The organism is Pseudomonas sp. MWU16-30317 (assembly GCF_020515695.1).
Lineage (GTDB): Bacteria > Pseudomonadota > Gammaproteobacteria > Pseudomonadales > Pseudomonadaceae > Aquipseudomonas.
In genome coordinates, this window is the sequence record NZ_JAIWJA010000001.1 from 120,003 (window position 1) to 137,279 (window position 17,277).

Annotated in this window: 14 protein-coding genes; 2 read left to right on the forward strand and 12 right to left on the reverse strand. The window is 62.8% G+C overall.

Features of this window, described 5'->3' with window-relative positions:
- The first annotated feature begins 4 nt into the window (after positions 1-4).
- Positions 5-736, forward strand: coding sequence for a class II aldolase and adducin N-terminal domain-containing protein (locus tag LIX93_RS00600; RefSeq protein WP_226502076.1), 732 nt, complete (start codon positions 5-7; stop codon positions 734-736).
- Between the two features lie 159 nt (positions 737-895).
- Here the strand turns inward: LIX93_RS00600 and LIX93_RS00605 are convergent, their stop codons facing one another.
- The 11 genes from LIX93_RS00605 to LIX93_RS00655 all read right to left on the reverse strand — a co-directional run bounded on the left by LIX93_RS00605 (position 896) and on the right by LIX93_RS00655 (position 12,867).
- Positions 896-2,044, reverse strand: coding sequence for an alpha-hydroxy acid oxidase (locus LIX93_RS00605; protein WP_226502077.1), 1,149 nt, complete (start codon positions 2,042-2,044; stop codon positions 896-898).
- Between the two features lie 209 nt (positions 2,045-2,253).
- The gene (gene thiM, locus LIX93_RS00610; RefSeq protein WP_226502078.1) at positions 2,254-3,036 is read right to left on the reverse strand and encodes a hydroxyethylthiazole kinase; all 783 of its coding nucleotides are present in this window, start codon (positions 3,034-3,036) and stop codon (positions 2,254-2,256) included.
- Between the two features lie 151 nt (positions 3,037-3,187).
- Positions 3,188-4,732: a sodium:solute symporter family protein gene (locus LIX93_RS00615; RefSeq protein ID WP_226502079.1), complete on the reverse strand. Its 1,545-nt coding sequence runs from the start codon at positions 4,730-4,732 to the stop codon at positions 3,188-3,190.
- Positions 4,729-4,989, reverse strand: coding sequence for a hypothetical protein (locus tag LIX93_RS00620; RefSeq protein WP_226502080.1), 261 nt, complete (start codon positions 4,987-4,989; stop codon positions 4,729-4,731). Before LIX93_RS00620 ends, LIX93_RS00615 begins: the two co-directional genes overlap by 4 nt.
- A 131-nt stretch (positions 4,990-5,120) precedes the next feature.
- A complete protein-coding gene (locus LIX93_RS00625) occupies positions 5,121-6,056 on the reverse strand; it encodes a choline kinase family protein (protein WP_226502081.1) in 936 nt (311 codons plus the stop codon).
- Positions 6,053-7,006, reverse strand: a complete 954-nt coding sequence (locus tag LIX93_RS00630; RefSeq protein ID WP_226502082.1) for an aminoglycoside phosphotransferase family protein — start codon at positions 7,004-7,006, stop codon at positions 6,053-6,055. The genes LIX93_RS00625 and LIX93_RS00630 overlap by 4 nt, the downstream gene beginning before the upstream one ends.
- 9 nt (positions 7,007-7,015) lie before the next feature.
- Positions 7,016-8,296, reverse strand: coding sequence for a Zn-dependent hydrolase (locus LIX93_RS00635; RefSeq protein WP_226502083.1), 1,281 nt, complete (start codon positions 8,294-8,296; stop codon positions 7,016-7,018).
- Positions 8,274-9,032, reverse strand: a complete 759-nt coding sequence (locus tag LIX93_RS00640) for a DeoR/GlpR family DNA-binding transcription regulator (RefSeq protein ID WP_226502084.1) — start codon at positions 9,030-9,032, stop codon at positions 8,274-8,276. The genes LIX93_RS00635 and LIX93_RS00640 overlap by 23 nt, the downstream gene beginning before the upstream one ends.
- A 268-nt stretch (positions 9,033-9,300) precedes the next feature.
- Entirely contained in the window at positions 9,301-10,704 is a 1,404-nt protein-coding gene (locus LIX93_RS00645; protein WP_346015215.1) for an amidase family protein, read from the reverse strand.
- Positions 10,705-11,113: 409 nt separating this feature from the next.
- Complete coding sequence (locus tag LIX93_RS00650) at positions 11,114-11,914, reverse strand: PhnD/SsuA/transferrin family substrate-binding protein (protein WP_226502086.1); 801 nt, start codon at positions 11,912-11,914, stop codon at positions 11,114-11,116.
- Entirely contained in the window at positions 11,914-12,867 is a 954-nt protein-coding gene (locus tag LIX93_RS00655) for a fatty acid desaturase (protein ID WP_226502087.1), read from the reverse strand. The genes LIX93_RS00650 and LIX93_RS00655 overlap by 1 nt, the downstream gene beginning before the upstream one ends.
- A 275-nt stretch (positions 12,868-13,142) precedes the next feature.
- On the opposite strand from LIX93_RS00655, the gene LIX93_RS00660 reads away from it, so the two are divergent.
- Entirely contained in the window at positions 13,143-15,713 is a 2,571-nt protein-coding gene (locus tag LIX93_RS00660; protein WP_226502088.1) for a hypothetical protein, read from the forward strand.
- Between the two features lie 67 nt (positions 15,714-15,780).
- Here LIX93_RS00660 and LIX93_RS00665 read toward each other — a convergent pair whose 3' ends face one another.
- On the reverse strand, positions 15,781-17,220 hold the full coding sequence (locus LIX93_RS00665) for an NCS1 family nucleobase:cation symporter-1 (RefSeq protein ID WP_226502089.1): 1,440 nt from the start codon (positions 17,218-17,220) through the stop codon (positions 15,781-15,783).
- Positions 17,221-17,277 lie beyond the last annotated feature (57 nt).

Sequence of the window (17,277 nt, forward strand, 5' to 3'; positions counted from 1 at the left end):
AGCCATGGCTTTGACCCTGGAAGAACAAACGCGCATCGACCTGGCGGCGACCTTTCGTATCGTCGCTCACTTGGGGATGCACGAAGCGGTGGCCAACCACTTCAGCGCGGCCGTCTCGCCGGATGGCAAGCAATTTCTGATCAACCCGAAGTGGAAGCACTTCTCGCGCATCCGTGCGAGCGATCTGTTGCTGCTCGACGCCGACAACGCTGACAACGCCCAGCACCCGGACGTCGACGCAACGGCCTGGGCCATCCACGGGCAGATTCACCAGCGCTTGCCGCAAGCCCGCGCGGTGCTGCACCTGCACCCGGTCTACACCACCGCCGTCGCCTGCATGGCCACGCCGCAGGTGCTGCCGATCGACCAGAACACCGCGCGATATTTCAACCGTATCGCAGTGGACGAGATGTACGGCGGCATGGCTGAAACCGAGGCTGAAGGCGCACGATTGGCTGGGCTGTTGGACGGCAAGACTCGCCTGTTGATGGGCAACCACGGAGTGATGGTGATCGCGCCGAACATCGGCGAAGCGTTCGACGATATCTGGACCCTGGAGCGCGCCTGCCAGATCCTGGTGACCGCGTGGTCCACCGGCCAGCCGCTGCGGGTGCTGTCTGACGAAGTCGCCGAGAAGACTGCCAAGGGCTGGGAAGGCATCACTGACTTCTCGCGGCGGCATTTTGAAGAGATGAAAGAGCTGATGATCGAGGCGGATCCGTCTGTAGTTGATTGATATTCGCCAGGCTGTTGGCGGGTACGGCAATGGATCTTCGCCATTCATGCCGGCCTTTTCGCGGGGCAAGCCTTGCTCCCACAGGTGTATGATTCAAGTCCGTTCTGCTCTGTGGGAGCAAGGCTTGCCCGCGAAGGGGCCATCAACGGCCCCTTGCATTCAATCCCTGCGCGGCAGCAAAATCCCGCGATCCACATCCCGAATATCCGTGCGGCCACAGAACGCCATCGACAAGTCCAACTCGTTCCTGATCACCTCCAACGCCGTACTCACCCCCCGCTCGCCCATCGCCCCCAGCCCATAAAGCATGGCGCGGCCGATGTAGGTACCCTTGGCACCCAGGGCGATCGCTTTGAGCACATCCTGGCCCGAACGAATCCCGCCATCCAGATGCACTTCAGCGTATTGGCCGATGGCCTCGACGATCGCCGGCAACGCCGAGATCGAGGACCCGGCGCCATCGAGCTGGCGGCCGCCGTGGTTGGAAACGATCACCGCATCGGCGCCGTGCTCTACCGCCAGACGCGCGTCGTCCGGGTCCTGGATGCCCTTGACGATCAGCTTGCCGCCCCAGCGTTGCTTGATCCACGCCACGTCCTGCCACGACAGGCGCGGGTCGAACTGCTCGCGGGTCCAGTCCACCAGCGAGCCGATGTTGTCGACGCCCTTGGCGTGGCCGACGATGTTGCCGAACTGGCGATTGCGCGTGCGCAGCATGTTCAGGCACCAGCGCGGTTTGCTGGCCAGGTTGGCAAGATTGCGCAGGGTCGGTTTGGGCGGGATCGACAGGCCGTTACGCTTGTCCTTGTGACGCTGGCCGAACACCTGCAGATCCATAGTCACCACCAGCGCCGAACAGTTGGCGGCGCGGGCGCGCTCGATCAGGTCTTCGACGAAACTGCGGTCGCGGGTCACGTAGACCTGAAACCAGAACGGATGACGCTGAGTCGCCTGGGCCACCGCTTCGATCGAACAGATGCTCATGGTCGAGAGCGTGAAGGGGATGCCGAATGTGCGGGCCGCACGGGCCGCGAGAATTTCACCGTCGGCGTGCTGCATGCCGGTCAAACCGGTGGGCGCGATGGCCACCGGCATGCTCACCGGCACGCCGACCATGGTGGTGGCGGTGCTGCGCCGGGTGATGTCGAAGGCCACGCGCTGGCGCAATTCGATGCGCTGAAAATCCGCTTCGTTGGCGCGGTAGGTGTACTCGGTCCACGACCCGCCATCGACATAGTCATAGAACATGCGCGGCACTCGCTTGCGCGCGAGCAGGCGCAGGTCTTCGATGCAAGTAATCTCGGCCATGGAACCCCTTCTGACGGCACGTACCGCAATGAGTGGAGTGAGGAGCTTCACACTGCTGAGCGATTCACGAAACCAGCATTTGCGTCAGGCAATGGTTAGGCAAAACCTTATGCCATCGGCCTTGGCATAACGGGCCTCGCGCGCCGGCGTTCATGGAGGCGGCGAAGTGCATGCGTGGCTTGGCCATGCTGTTGGATTGCTCAGGCGCGTTATTCCGCGGGGTCGAGCAGCGACAACTGGTCAACGAACGCTGTGGCGAACGATGCGGTACCGATTGCGGCGGATGCGCGTTCGGCTGCGACGCTGTACAGCGCGTGGGCGGCGGCGGTGGCCAGCAAGGCGTCGTCGGTATTGGCCAGCAACGCCGCGATCAGCGCCCCCAGGCTGCACCCGGCGCCGGTGACCTGGGTCAGGCGAATGTCACCGCCCTTGACCGCGTACACCTGGGTGCCGTTGGTGATGTAGTCCACCGGCCCGCTGACCGCCACAATGGCCCCGGTGCGCTGCGCCAGGTCCTTGATAAAGGCCAGCGCGTCATCTGAGCTGGCGGTGGTCTCGACCCCTTTGCCGCCACCGCTGCCCCCCGCCAAGGCGATCAGTTCGCTGGCGTTGCCGCGGATCACCGTGGGGTGGAAATCCAACAGTTTGTGCACCGCCGCGTCATATTGCGGCGCGCCGGCACCCATCGCCACCGGGTCCAGCACCCACGGCGTACCCGCCTTGTCGGCGGAGTCGGCCGCAGTCCACAGCGCCTCGGGGCCGCTGCTCATCAGTGCGGCGGTGTTGAGCCACATGGCATTGGCGCCAGTGGCGAAGCGCTGTGGCCAGTCCATCGCCGAGCCGATGGCTGGCCCGGCGCCGACCGCCAGCAGCAGGTTGGCGCTGAGGTTGGCGGCGATGTAGTTGGTCAGGCCGTAGACGAAGGGAGGGGATTGTTTAAGTGCCGCCAAGGACTGGCGAACGCTGGGGGTTGCCCAGGATAGTTCTTGCATGGAATCACTCGACGCTCGGTGGAATACCACGAGTATTTGCCGGGAAGGGTGATTCGTAAATCGAATAATTTTTCGCAGGCTCTCAATGCTAGAGAATGAGGCACCTGATCTGGCGCCGCACCAGCCCCAAGGCCGGCGCGGTCGCCATGGATCAGCTCATGATCGGCGTTGCACCGAGAGGAGCACGCTGCGCCGACACGCTGGCGAACAGATCGTCCACGCGAGCGATTTCGGCCTGGCTGGGCTTGATGGCGAAGGCGAAGGCGACGAACACCAAGGCATTGAAGATCACCCCGATGATGCCGCTGGTCAAAGAGCCCAGGGCGGGGATGTCATCCGGGTAGATGACGGTCAGGAAGATGGCGATGACGATACCCACCAGCATCCCGGCGATCGCCCCTTGCTTGTTGCCGCGACGACTGAAGATTCCGAAAAACAACGGCACCGCCAGCTGAATGATCCCTTGGTAGGAGATCTGCGCCAGCAACTGCAACCGCGCGTAGTCGAACGTCAGGTAAGCCAGCAGCGAAGCGGCGGCAATGAACACCACCATCCCGGATTTGGCCAGCACGGTTTTCTCGCGGTCAGTGCGGGGTGTGTTCCAGGTCGCCAGGTCGTTGGCAAACTGGGTGCCGCACACCTGCACGCAGCCATCGACGTGGCCGATGCTGGCCGCCAGCACGATGACGATAGCCAGCGCCAGCAACCAGGGGCCGCCGATGTCGAACAACGACAGGAACCAGCCATTCTGCGGGTGCGCTGCCACGGCAGGGTCCTGGCTGATGGCGGCGGCGAACAGCATGAGGATGCCGTAGAAGCCCGCCACCAGCAGGATGGTGACCAGCGTGCCTTTTTTCACGGCGCGTACGCCGCTGGCGGTGTAGATGCGCTGGAAGCTCATCGGCCAGCACATCGAGCCGATGACCCCGGTGAAGATAAGGCTGAACATGTACATCGGTCCATAGGTGCTGCCACTGCCACCGGGAATCACCAGCATGCTGGCGGGCAATTGCGAAAGATGGGAAAACGACGCGGCCTCGCCAACACTGGAGCCGCCAAACATCAGGTACACGCACAAGGCCGCGCACAGCACGTAGGCGATCAGGCCCTGATACATGTCGGTCATGATCAGCCCGCGCATGCCCATGCTCACGGTCCAGTACTGACGCACCAGCACCACGCCGACACCGACCATCAGGCAGGTGGTCACGCCCCAGCGCCCGAAACTGGCGAACTGGAACAACGTGGCGAGCGCCTGGATGCCCATGACGACCCACGGGAACACCGAGATGATGCCGATGATCGAGGCGATGCGCTTGACCGCCGGGCTGTCGAAACGCATGCCCAGCAGGTCCGGCTGGGTGGTCAGGTTGAAGCGCTTGCCCCAGGTCCAGGCGCGGTTGGCCATCAGGTACATGGCCGTGACCCCGAGGGTGGCGTAGACCATGCCGTAGAAGCCCAGCGCACCGCCCACCGACAGCGCGAAGAACGCAGTAAAGGTTGCGCCCGGCCACCACGAGTTGGTGTAGCACATGGCGATGTACCAAGGCCCGTAGGAGCGACCGCCCACGGCATAATCGGAGAAGCTGTGGCTCTTGCGGTTGGTCGCGTACAGCACCGCGATCATGCCGCCCAGAAACAGGCCGATCAGGCCGAAGGTGATGAACAGGTTGGAGCCGATGGCGGTGCTGATCATTGCAGTTCCCCCTCTTCAGGTATCTCGCCCGTCGCGGATTCGACGATGTACAGCACCCACAAGCCGAGCCCGGTCAGAGTGGCGATGGCGATCCAGTAGAAGATCGGCAGCGGAATGCCGAGCACGATGACCGTGCTGCCGCTGATGCTCAGGTAGAACGGCGGAAACAGCGCCATCAGCAATAACACGAGGAAGTAGATGCCGAAGACCAGGGCCTTAAAACGTCTTGGCGGCGCCAGAGAGGGATTGCTTTGCATAACGTTGTGCTCCTTGAATTCTGGATCTGGTTGCTGTGCGATCGGATAAAACTCAAGCAGTGAAAAAAGACTGCGGAACACGCCGCTATTTTTTTATTGGATAAGCGGGCATCAGTGCCCTGGACGCTCGCTCAAGCCTGTCTGAGCCAGGTTTCCCATTGCGAGTCGTTGAATACGCTGCGTGCACGCATGTGCTTCCAGACGCCGTACTTGTAGAAGTCGAAGTCGAGCTGCGACACCGCATGCTGAACCATGGCCCAGGTCGACCATTTGAGGTCCGCCAGCGCCTTGTTCAATTTGATCCGCGCCAACGTCTGGGCCGTGACCTCGCCGAAGTAGTCTTCGATCAGCGCCAGCTCCATGTCGTCGGTGAAGAACATTTCGCCGAACCACAGCGCCAGTTCGTAGTGCCGGTCGTTGTTGGAGGCGTATTCGAAGTCCACCAGGCGGATCTGTCGGGCGTCGTTGAGCATGAAGTTGCCGGCCAGGGTGTCGTTCATGCACGGCACCAGGTCGATGCCCGAGGCTTGCAGCGCCTGCCAGGCGCGCTCGAACTGGCGGCACAGCCAGGCGTGGTCCGGCGGCGTGCAGCCGTGGAGTTCGGCGACCTGGCCCTGGTGTTCGGTGATCATATCGAAGGCGGTCTTGGTCTGGATCAGCAGGGGTTGCTGGTTGAACGCCTTGAGCGCATGCAGCGCGTTGTGGCGCACATCGCGTTGCAAAAAGTCGTGGTTGGAGGACGCGCGCCAGCCTTCCATGAACTCGAAGACTTCGACGCCGCATTCTTCCAGAAAGGCGAACACCGGAGCGCCGTAGCCGGTCTGGGCGGCCTTGACGCTGGCGTCGTGGGCGGTGCGGCGGTCGATGAACATCTCGGTGCCGACCCCCGGCACCTTGAAAAAGTACGCGGTGTCGGCGCCTTGGACCTCGACGCGCCAGTTGGTATTGGAAATGCCGCCGCTAACTGGCTGGTAAGCGATCTGCCGACCACTCCAGGCGCCGACGCTGCGCACCGCGACCTCCAGTTGGCGCTCTGCGGCGTTGGCCGCTTGACCCAGTGTTTTCATGCTTGATCCCCCTGAACGTGGCGCAGCCAGCTTTCGAAGCGCGGGTCCTGAATGGCTTGGCGGCAGCGCAACAAGGTCCACTGTCCGACCTTGGAAAACTCCAGGCCGCGGCTCGACGTCGTGCCGGCCCACAGGCCCCATAACGTCCAGTACCAATCATCGATCAAGGCATACAGGCGGCAGCGGGCGTAATCCACCTCGAGGCACTGGCCGGCCCAGGCGGTGATCCCGGTACGCCATTGGCTTTCGAACGGATACAGCTCGTTGAGGGTGATCGCCACGTCGTACCAGGGATCGAAACAACCCCCCTGATCGAAGTCGACGAGCTGCAACGCGCCACCGGGGCCGATCATCACGTTACAGGCCACGCCGTCGCCATGCAGCGGCACGCGCGCCCCAGGCAGGCGTTGCAGCGCCTGCCACGCGAGGTCGATGCATGTGTCGATCCAGGTCAGGTCCGGCGGCAGCGATACGCCGTCACGCACACAAAACTGTCGCAGTTTTTGCAACTCGGCTATCGGCGAACGCTCAAAGTCCGGCACCGGGCCGCCATGCACGCGTTTCTTCAGGGCCCACAGCGCCTGTAGCCGCGGCGCCGAGGTCAGTTCATCAAGGCGTGCCCAGCGCCACTCTGGCGCGGGCAAGGCGTCGAACAGCAACACGCCGTTGGCCGCGTCGACGAGGATCAACGCCGGCGTTGCACCACTTTCGGCGGCGCATCGGCTGGCCTGGGCGCTGCGCTCGATATCGATCAGCTCGGCCATGTCGGCGTGCAGCACCTTGGCGTAGTGGTTGCCCTTGGCGCTGCTGACCCGAAAACCCGCCCATTCGGTGGCCAGACGTATCGGTGAAGCCACCCCAGGCGTACCGGGGACGATCTGGATATCGGCAGGAAAGTCAGCTGCGCTCAGTGCATCGAGCAGCCGCGACTCGCACGATTGATGGGTCATGATCGCTCCTCAGCTGAATGATCCGGTTGCAGAGCAGGCACGGTACAGCAGCGCCGTCAGCATACGCAGGCCGTTGCGCATATCCTCGTCACGGGTGTACTCCGCTTCGTTATGGGACACGCCGTTGCTGCTGGGGATGAACACCAGGCAAGCGGGGTATTTGCAGTTCAGGCTGATGGCATCGTGGCCGGAAACGGTGATGCTGTTGCCGATCGGCAGGCCGAGTTCCTGACCGACGCGATAGGCCAGTTCGGCGAAGCCAGGGTGCAGTTGTGCCGGTTCACGCAGCACGCTGCTTTCGATTTCGAAGGCGGTGTTGGTCTTGAGCGCGATGGCTTCCAGCAAAGCCTGCAGGCGTTCACCCGCAGCGGCCAGCAGGGCGACGTCCCGCGAGCGGTACTCGATCAGCGCCGACACCTTCGAGGGCACCACATTGGGCGAATTCGGATAGATTTCCAGGCGCCCGACCGAGCTGTGCATCGCCCGGCCATGCAGCTCGGCTTCGGCGCGTACGGCAGTGATGGCGTGGGCGGCGGCCAGCAGGGCATCGCGACGGGCCGCCATCGGGGTCGGGCCCGTGTGGTTCTGTTCGCCGTCGAAGCGCACGCGGTTCTTCAATGCCGCCCAGGTTTCGCGCACCACACCGATAGCCAGGCCCTGGCTTTCAAGCTCGGGGCCTTGCTCGACATGGATCTCGACGTAACCGGCCACGGGCAGGTCGACCAGGTTGTCGCCCAGATAGCCGATGGCGCGCAGGGCGTCCTGCAGTGTCACGCCGTCACCATCGCGGCAGGCCCAGGCTTGTTCCAGGCCCATGGCGCCGGTGAACACACTGCTGCCGATCAGGCTGGGCTGGAAGCGAGCGCCTTCTTCATTGGTCCAGTTGACCACCGCCAGGTTGCAGGCCGGTGCCTCGCCGCGTTCGCGCATCTGCCGCGCCAGGCTGGCGATGGCCACTGCACCGGCCAGCACCCCGTAGATGCCATCGAAACGTCCGGCACTGGGCTGGCTGTCCAGGTGCGAGCCGCAGAGGATAAAAGGCGCCGCCGGGTCGAAAATGATCAAGCCAAAAATATTACCCACTGCATCGACGCGCACTTCAAAACCGTGCGCGGTCAACCAGGCACAGAACAGGTCACGTACCTGACCGTCCTCGGCCGAGGCCGAGAGTCGATGCAAGCCGCCGGCGGGTGTAGCGCCGATGGCTGAACTCTGCCGAAACAGCGCCTCGAATGCTGCGAGGTCGGCTGCGCTCGGCAACAGCGGTTCAGGGGTAAAGGATTTCGACATTATCTTGCTCCAGGCGGGCCGCAAAATCGTCCGACAACGGGCGATTGGTGACCACGGTCGTAATCGCTGCAAACGGCAGCGTATTGATGAAGGTCCGATGCCCGAACTTGGCGTCGTCAGCCAGCACCACACTGCGCAGGCAGTGCTTGGCCAGGGTGCGACGCAGCAGTGCTTCGGGCTCTTCGTAATCCATGAAGCCGAGTGTCAGGTCCACCGCGCCAATTCCCATGAAGGCGATGTCGTAGTGAAACTGACGGGCGAATTCCAGGGTGTGGGCGCCGATCAGGGCGTTGTCGTTGCGACGCACATCCCCGGGGGCCACCAGCACCGCGTTATCGCTGTGCTGCGTGATCAGTTGGGCGATATCCAGCGAGTTGGTGATGATTTTCAACTGGCTGAAGCGGGTCAGTTGTTGCGCCAGGGCCAGGGTCGAGGTGCCGGTGTCGAGGAATATCGCCATGCCTTCGCTGACCAGTTGTACGGCGCGCGTGGCCAGCTTGGCCTTGGCCTGGGTCTTGATGCGGGTGCGTACTTGCAGAGGCTGTTCTTCATTGGGCCGCGGCAAGATGGCGCCGCCATGAATACGCCGCAACTTGCCGGCTTCCTCGAGATACTTGAAGTCCCGGCGGATGGTCTCTTCGGAGACGAACATCGATTGAGCGAGGTCCGACGCTTTGACGCGTTGGTGCTGCGCCAGCAGGCGCATGATTTCGTCCAGGCGAGGCTGATTGAGCATGGGGCAAAGGTTCCGCTGCAAAGTGAAGCCGCCAGTGTACCGGCGCCGGCTGTGGCTCGGGGTGCGTGCTTGGCGCGGTAAACGCTGGAGCGTCGCCCACATAGCTGCCAGCTCGGCCGATGCCGAGCGTGGGAGCGTGCTGGAAGGTGACGCCATGTTTGACCGGGACACAGGTACCTCTCACTCGAATCGTGGTGAAAGGGCAGTCATGAGCAAAGGGGTAAACCATCGGGCGGGCTTCGTTCGAGTCCGCTCCGAGTCTTGAAACTTACCGGGTCAGCACCGGAGGCAAATGCTGATCCCAGGGGGCAATGGCTTCAAAGGCGGCGCAAAATTGCAGCACATCGGCATCGGCAAAACGGCGGCCGACCACTTGCAGGCCGATGGGCAAGCCGCTCGGGCTGAAGCCGCAGGGCACGCTGGCTGCCGGGTTGCCGGTGATGTTGAAAGGGTAGGTAAAGGGCGTCCAGCATGCCCATGGCACCGCGCCGTCCTGGCCGGCATGGCCCGCCGGGGCCACGTCATCGGCGGCGAACGGCAGGATCGGCAGGGTCGGCAGCAACAGCAGGTCGAACGTGTTGAACAGCGCGTGGACTTGATTGGCGAAGGCGGCGCGCTGTTGCACGGCGTTGAGGTAGCCGGCCAGGTCGTAATCGGCCGAGCGTCTGATCAACTCGGCGAAGCCTGGGTCGAGTTGATCCATCTGGTTGACCAGCGCTTTGCCATAGGCGATGCCACGCCCGCCCACCCAGAGGGTTTCGAAGGTGGCCAGCGGGTCTTGCCAGTCCAGGGTGCGCGTGGTGATGGTCACGGGCAACGCCTGCGCTATCTGTCGCACGGCGGCTTCGACTGCCGAGGCGATCACTGGGTCGACCGGCGTCTCGAACAAGGTCGGGCAGTAGGCGATGCGCAGTGGCCGTAACGGTTGTTCGCAGCGCGCCAGATAGGATTCGGTGGGGGCTGGCAGGGCCTGGTGATCCAGTGGGTCGGGGCCGGACAGAATATCGAACAGCAAGGCGCTGTCGCGCACCGTGCGGGTGATGGGGCCCGCGTGGCTGAGCATCTCGGTGGCCGACCAAGGCCAGGTCGGAATCCGCCCCAACGAGCCTTTTAGTGCAAAGGCGCCGCAGAAGGCGCCAGGAATCCGTACCGAACCGCCGCCATCCGAACCCAGTGTCGCCGGCACCATGCGCGCCGTCACGGCAATGGCCGAACCGGAACTTGAACCGCCGCTGGTGAGTTGTGGATCCCACGGGTTGCGACCATTGCCGAACACCCGCGAGGTGCTTGCGCCGGTCCAGCCAAATTCGGTAGTGGCGGTTTTGCCAAGGATGATCGCGCCGGCGTCCTTGAGGCGCCGGATGATCGGCGCATCCTGCACGGGCACATTGTCGAAGCCGGTCAGCGAACCCTTGGTGGTGCGCAATCCGGCGGTGGAAAACAGATCCTTGATGCCGAAGGGCACGCCATGCAGCGGGCCGCGAGAATGGCCGGCAAGGGCTTCGGCGGTCATGACCCGGGCCTGCTCCAGGGCCGCGTCGGCGTACACGTCGCCAAAGGCATTAAGTGTGGGATTGTGGGTTTCTATCGCCAGAAGACTGGATTCGACCAACTGCACGGGCGTCAGCCGACCCTCACGAATGCGCGCGGCTGCTTCGATGACGCTGGGCATGGATAAGGGGTGTTGATCCGTATTCATTGGCTATTCCGCAAGTGCTAGGTGAATGCTCGAGTGAATCCTTGGGCGTCGAGGCATTAAAGTCAGCGGAGAAAAAAGAGTCAAGTGGGTTTTGTTGGATTTGCTGGGTTTGTGGTTATTTGTTTTTTTTGGCGCCAGAAGGGTGCAGGAACAGCAGGTGTTCTTGTCGAAAAAGGGTGTCGCGCCCTCGAATGGGGCGGAGTATTTGCAAGTGTTTTGCGCCATCGGGACCTGCCTCTTCGCGAGCAAGCTGGGCTCCCGCAGCGTTGACCGATCTTGAGTCGTCAACCTGTGGGAGCAAGGCGTACCCGCCAAGCCTCAGCCCAGTCGATAGCGTTGCGGGCACGCTATGCGATGCTGCGGGCGCCTGCCTCGCACCGTTTCAGCCTCTCAGGCCAGTGACGTGGCGTTGCATCTCAATGATCCGCTGGTAGCTCGGCCATTGCGCGTCGGCGAAGTCCTTGATGCGAAGTACGTGGGAGAACTGCGGTGAGCTTTGCAGGGTCGTGGCCAGCGCCGCCCGGATCAGCACGATCTGTTCGGTGCTCAAGGAGAGGGAGCCGATCAGTGGCAATCCCGGTGCCGACGCCGTCCAGCCGAGGGTGCGGATCTGTGTGAGCCGCTCGGGATGTTCGTCAGCCAGATGCGCCCAGGTCACTGGGTCTATCGCGGCGATATCGGCCCGGCCGTCGCGCACGAACTCGACGCTGTTCACGTGCCCACCTGAGACCACTATTTCCCGAAAGAAATCGCCGTTTTCTGCCAAAGGCGCCACGGCATGGCGCAAGGCGTTCATGCCGCTGTGGGAGTCCTCGCCGTTGATCACCGCGACGCTCCCACGCAGGTCGGCCAGTGTCTTGAAGGGGCTGTGTTCGGCGACGATCAGCCGGCTGCTGTACTCGCCATCGTTGAAGCCTTCGGCCCGGTAGCAAGGCAGCGCCAGCAAGCTGACCTTGCCCTGCAAGCGTGTCATCAGCGGATAGCCGCAGGTTTGCGACAACAGCAGATGCGGATCCAGCCAATGCTCATCGATGTGGTTGAAATCGGGCTCGATGAGGGTGATGGGTTCGTTCCAGCCCAGTCCCTGGAGTGTCGTTGAAAAAGCTTCGAGAAAGGCGCTGTTTGCCTCGTGCAAAGGCGTCGTGATCCTGTACATGGGCAGCGAAACTTTCCAGTTGCTCATCAGGCGGCTGCTTCTACGGGGCGCTGTTCCATCGCCGGGTGCGCGGGGTCATCCACCGGACGCACCGCGTACTGGCGCAGCAACTGCAGATAGCCGCCCGGCACATGGAAGTTGCCGTTGGCGCTGAGGAAGGTGGCGCGCTGCGCGCGATAAAACGCCGGCAGTGAATACCAGGGCACGTCCGGGCGGGCGTGGTGCACGGCATGCAAGTTATTGTTGAGGAACAGCAGGCGGGTGAACCAGCCGCCCTCGTTGATCACCGTGCGCTCGGGCACCATGGGTTGGGCTCGGTGCTCGTAGAACGAGCGCACCGAAGCCAGCGCCAGCGCGGGCCAGGTCACCGCCAGCAGGTAGTACCAGGCCGGGATACCGGCGAAGCGTTGGATGGCATAAAGCATGGCCACGCAGAGCAATCCGTGGCCCAACCACATGGGCGCGCGGCGCCAGTCGCCACGGGCGATGGTGGTGTATTCGCAGGTCACTAACGCCAGCACGCCCCAGGGCGGCCCAAGCAGCAGGCGGCCGAGGAAGGTTTTGCGAATGCGCAGCAGGCGGCGCTTGAACGGCCCGGCCTGGGCCCAATGAGCTTGGGAAATATAGGTACTCTCCGGATCGATATCCGGCAGGGTCAGGCTGCTGTCGGTGTGGTGCAGCAGGTGTGAGTCGCGGTACAGCGCGTACGGATACCACACCGACAGCGGCGCGTAGCCGAACAGCGCGTTCAACCAAGGGCGGCGAGTGGGGTGGCCGTGAATCAACTCGTGCTGCAGGGACATGAACCACGCCACCCAGACGGCCAGCAGCACGGTGGTGATCGGCAGGTTCAACAGCTGCGCGCGGTAGGCCAGGAGGATGCCAGTCCAGCCGCTGTAGACGGCGATGACGACGATCCAGGTCGGCCATTCACCGGGATACAGGCGCGAGGGATGGGCAGGGCGGTGGTCAGTATTCATGGCGGTATTGCTTCATGGAAGGCTGCCTGTGGGTAAAGGCGGCGTCGCGGCCAGGCGTTTATCCGAATGGTGGTCACCCGGGAGTGATCGTCTAGGTGTTGCTTAGATCATAAAGCTATGGGTTTTTGCACGCCTAGATTAAATTGGAATTGGGTTATAGCCACCGGTGGCACCTGATTTGATTCATCGATACGTCGTTTCTGGCGCGGCGCCTCGTCGGTGCATTACTCTCAACGCACTCGGCGACCGCGCGAGCTGACAGGGAGAGGGCAGCGATGGAGCAGCAAAAGGCAGCGCAAAAAGAGGCAGACCAAAAAGCGCAATATGACGCGGAGTGCCTGCGGGTCAAGACGCGACGCGAGCATTTGTCCCTGCCGGCTTACAGCCCGGACTCCGGGGTTGCTCGGCCCTGGGGGTTGGCGTTATCCGGTGGGGGCATTCGCAGCGCCACCTTCTGCCTGGGGGTATTGCAAGCGCTGGCCCGCGCCCGGCGTACCGACCAACCGGACGACCCACCGGTGCTCGCCCGTTTCGATTACCTCTCGACCGTCAGCGGCGGTGGTTATATCGGCAGTTTTTTTTCAAGCCTGTTCCTGCCCAACCGGCTGCGCGGCACAGCCACCGGGCAGCCTTCGCAATCGCCTGCCGATGCGGCGCGCGATGCCTACAAGGTGTTCGAGTATGAACCGCCCGGCAAGATGAGCACGGGGGTCGATTATGCCAGCACAGATGTCGGCAAAGGGCCCGGTGCCTGGCTTCGTGAAAATGGGCGCTACCTGACGCCCACGGGCGGTGGCGACATGTTTTATGCGTTGGCGATGGCATGGCGCAACTGGCTGTCACTGCAGCTGGTGATCGGTATGCCGGTCGTCCTGGGCTTGACGCTGTTGTTTCTCGCGCAGATCGGTTTCGCCATCAACCTGTTCATCCTGCCGGTCGTAGCGCTTGGGATCATCGTGCTGCCGTGCGCCCTGGCGTATTGGTTGATCGTTCCTGACCAGGGCCTGGGCACACCGCCGAATCGCGCCAACCCGGCCTTTCGGTCTGCGATCGCGGTGGCAGCCACGCTGCTGTTGCTCGGTGTGGTCTGCCTGCGCATAGGCTACTCGCCAAGGGCAGCATGGCTCAGCCTCTATGGCGCGATGGTGACCGGCGGCGGGCTGACCGTGACGTCGTGGGTGGTCAGCAAGCTCCGCACGCATCAAGGCGGCAACACGGTGCGCAATTACCGAGTCCAGGTCACCCGCTATCTGAGTCGGGCCATCATCCTGCTGGTCGGCACGTTGATGCTGGCCAGTATGGCGGGCTTGGCACAGCAGGCTTACGGCTACCTGTTCAGTCCGTTCGGCGCGGCGGGTGTGGGTATCGTACCGGTGTTGATGTGGCTGGTCCGTCGCTTGGCCCTGCTCAGGGACGAGAAGGCCTTGCCGGGCTGGTTGGCGAAACTGCCGCTCGATACCCTGGCGCTGGTCGGCGCAACCTTGGTGGGCATGCTGGTATGCCTGACCTGGGCGCTGTGGGTGCTGTGGGTCGCGAACGACGGCGCCAATCAGGCGTTGACCGCCGATGCCAATCCACGCCTGTACGTCCTCGGGTTGCTCGCCTTGGTATTAACGGTCGTAGCGAGCCGGTTCGTCGGTTTTCTCAATACTTCCTCGCTGAACACCTTCTATGCGTCGCGTCTGGTTCGGGCTTATCTGGGAGCCTCCAATGGCCGGCGCTTCGGCGGGGCAAGCAGAGCCAAGCAGCTGTGCGTTGCCGAACCCTTGACCGACGATGATATCGACCTCGAGACCTTTTATGGCACGCCGACGGCCGGCCCGTTGCACCTGATCAATGTGACCATGAACTTGACCGTCGACCCTGGTGAGCAGTTGGTGCAACGTGACCGCAAGGGCAAACCGCTTTGCCTGGCCCCCTTTGACTGGACCGCACCTGGCAAACGCTCGACGAGTTTCATTCTGGATGGCGTCAGTTACCGGCGCGACCTGGCCCCCGGCCAGCGTTCCGAAATCATGCTGCCGCTCACCTTGGGGCAGTGGATAGGAACCTCCGGCGCGGCCTTCAGTACCGGGCTTGGGCGTGCGACCAGCCTGGGGTTTTCACTGGCGCTGGGTCTGGCCAACGTGCGCCTGGGTGTCTGGTGGCCCAGTCGGTTTCTCGATCCGGGTGACGACGGCCCCTACCAGCGCCGGGATCGGTCCTGGGCACGACGGTTTCCCACGCAGTCGTACCTGTTTTACGAGTTCACTGCGCACTTTCACGGGCATCGCCGGGACTTCCAGTATTTGTCGGATGGCGGTCACTTCGAAAACACGGCCACCTATGAGCTCTTGCGGCGCGAACGGGATATCGAGTTGATCGTGGTGTGTGACTGCGGTTGCGATCCGACATATCGATTCGACGACCTGGCCAATCTCGTGCGTCTGGCCAGGATCGATCAGCGCCTGGAGATCCGCCAAAACGCCGCAGTGCTGAATGATCCGGTGCTCGGCGAGGTCTTCGGCAGTATCGAGTACTTCCAACAACCGTTCGTCAACGGTAGCAAAAAGTGCGCGCTGTTATTCGATGTGTTCGACACGGCCGATCAGGGCGATGCGCCAACACCACGATGCCGCATCCTGGTGCTGAAGCCGCGGCTGATCAGCGCGCTGAGCGCCGATGTCGTCAACTACGCGCTGGTCAATGAAGCTTTTCCGAATCAGAGCACCATCGATCAGTTCTTCGACGAGGCGCAGTTCGAAAGTTACCGTCAGTTAGGGTTGAGCATCGGCTGCACGCTGTTTGGGGACAAGCGCACTAGCCCGGTGAGCAGCGCGTTGTGGCGTTACTTGAATCTTTCCTGAGTGGCTCGGGCCAAAGGCGTCGCCCATGAGGTCAACGGCTCTGACCTCATGGGCCGCTCGCGGCGTATCAGGCCATGGCCGGGGCGACCAGTTGCTTGACCTCCCGCCGCGCCAGCACCCAATAGAAGCCACCACCCAAAAAGCACCCGGTAAACCAGGCAAAATTGGCAACCGGCTTGAACCACGGAATAAACGTAAACACAATCCCGATCACCGTCGCCGCGATCAGCGCCTTGATCGCCGTCGGGTTGAAGCCCTGGGTGTACCAATACCGCCCGGTCGGCGAATCATCGAACAGCGCATCCACATCGATCTGCTGTTTTTTCACCACGTAATAGTCCACCAGCAGAATCCCGAACAGCGGGCCGATAAACGCCGCCAGCACGTCCAGGGTGTAGTGGATCACCTCGGGGTTGTTGAACAGATTCCAGGGCGTGATGAAGATCGAGGCCACCGCCGCGATCATCCCGCCGGCGCGCCAGCTGATCTTGCTCGGCGCGCAGTTGGCGAAGTCGAAGGCCGGGGAGACGAAGTTGGCGACGATGTTGATGCCAATGGTGGCGGTGACGAAAGCAAAGGCGCCGAGCAGCACCGCGACGCTGTTATCGATCCGGGCGACGGTGGCGATAGGGTCGTGGAGCATTTCGCCGAACACCGGCAGGGTGCCCGAGACGATCACTACGGTCACCAGGGAGAATGCCAGGAAGTTCACCGGCAAGCCCCAGAAGTTGCCGCGCTTGACGTCGGCCATGCTGCGGGCATAGCGGCTGAAGTCGCCGAAGTTGAGGGTCGGGCCCGAGAAGTAGGAGACCACCAGGGCGGTAGCCATGATGACTTGGCCGAAGGCTTCCCAGCCACCCAGGGATTTTTCCGAGAGGGTGAAGCTGATGTGGCTCCAGCCGGCCTTCCAGACGATCCAGCCCGCCAGCAGAAACATGACCGCGTAGACCACCGGGCCAGCCCAGTCGATAAAGCGGCGGATCGAGTTCATCCCAGTCCAGAACACCGCTGCCTGCACCACCCAGAGCACCAGAAAGCCCATCCAGCCCAGGTACGACAGCCCGGCAAAGGACACCTCGGCGTACTGCTGCATCGAAGGGAAGAAGCGCAGCACCACGATGATCAGCGCGCTGGACGCCAGGTACGTTTGCACACCGTACCAGGCCACGGCGATCAGCCCGCGAATCACCGCAGGGATATTGGCGCCGAACACGCCGAACGCCAGGCGGCAGATCACCGGATACGGCACCGCAGCCTGTTGGCTGGGTTTGGCCAGCAGATTGGCGACCACCTGGATGATGCAGATGCCGGCGATCAGGGCGATCAGTACCTGCCAGCTGGCGAGGCCGAGGGCGAACAGGCTGGCGGCGAATACGTAACCGCCGACGCTGTGCACGTCACTCATCCAGAAGGCGAAGATGTTGTACCAGTTCCAGTCCTGCTGCACCGGGCCGAGGTCTTCGTTGTACAAGCGCGGGCTGTAGCCCTTGGGAAGCTGTGGATTCATCGTACGCACTCTCCTGGATGGATGCCGCCCCGCGCATTGCATACGGATGGAGGCTTT

What these genes read in the sequence shown, in the direction of transcription:
- LIX93_RS00635 (WP_226502083.1), bottom strand. Translation starts at nt 8,296, where the DNA reads ATGTCGAAATCCTTTACCCCTGAACCGCTGTTGCCGAGCGCAGCCGAC.
- LIX93_RS00650 (WP_226502086.1), bottom strand. Translation starts at nt 11,914, where the DNA reads ATGAGCAACTGGAAAGTTTCGCTGCCCATGTACAGGATCACGACGCCT.
- LIX93_RS00620 (WP_226502080.1), bottom strand. Translation starts at nt 4,989, where the DNA reads ATGCAAAGCAATCCCTCTCTGGCGCCGCCAAGACGTTTTAAGGCCCTG.
- thiM (WP_226502078.1), bottom strand. Translation starts at nt 3,036, where the DNA reads ATGCAAGAACTATCCTGGGCAACCCCCAGCGTTCGCCAGTCCTTGGCG.
- LIX93_RS00600 (WP_226502076.1), top strand. Translation starts at nt 5, where the DNA reads ATGGCTTTGACCCTGGAAGAACAAACGCGCATCGACCTGGCGGCGACC.
- LIX93_RS00665 (WP_226502089.1), bottom strand. Translation starts at nt 17,220, where the DNA reads ATGAATCCACAGCTTCCCAAGGGCTACAGCCCGCGCTTGTACAACGAA.
- LIX93_RS00630 (WP_226502082.1), bottom strand. Translation starts at nt 7,006, where the DNA reads ATGACCCATCAATCGTGCGAGTCGCGGCTGCTCGATGCACTGAGCGCA.
- LIX93_RS00645 (WP_346015215.1), bottom strand. Translation starts at nt 10,704, where the DNA reads ATGCCCAGCGTCATCGAAGCAGCCGCGCGCATTCGTGAGGGTCGGCTG.
- LIX93_RS00605 (WP_226502077.1), bottom strand. Translation starts at nt 2,044, where the DNA reads ATGGCCGAGATTACTTGCATCGAAGACCTGCGCCTGCTCGCGCGCAAG.
- LIX93_RS00640 (WP_226502084.1), bottom strand. Translation starts at nt 9,032, where the DNA reads ATGCTCAATCAGCCTCGCCTGGACGAAATCATGCGCCTGCTGGCGCAG.
- LIX93_RS00660 (WP_226502088.1), top strand. Translation starts at nt 13,143, where the DNA reads ATGGAGCAGCAAAAGGCAGCGCAAAAAGAGGCAGACCAAAAAGCGCAA.
- LIX93_RS00615 (WP_226502079.1), bottom strand. Translation starts at nt 4,732, where the DNA reads ATGATCAGCACCGCCATCGGCTCCAACCTGTTCATCACCTTCGGCCTG.
- LIX93_RS00655 (WP_226502087.1), bottom strand. Translation starts at nt 12,867, where the DNA reads ATGAATACTGACCACCGCCCTGCCCATCCCTCGCGCCTGTATCCCGGT.
- LIX93_RS00625 (WP_226502081.1), bottom strand. Translation starts at nt 6,056, where the DNA reads ATGAAAACACTGGGTCAAGCGGCCAACGCCGCAGAGCGCCAACTGGAG.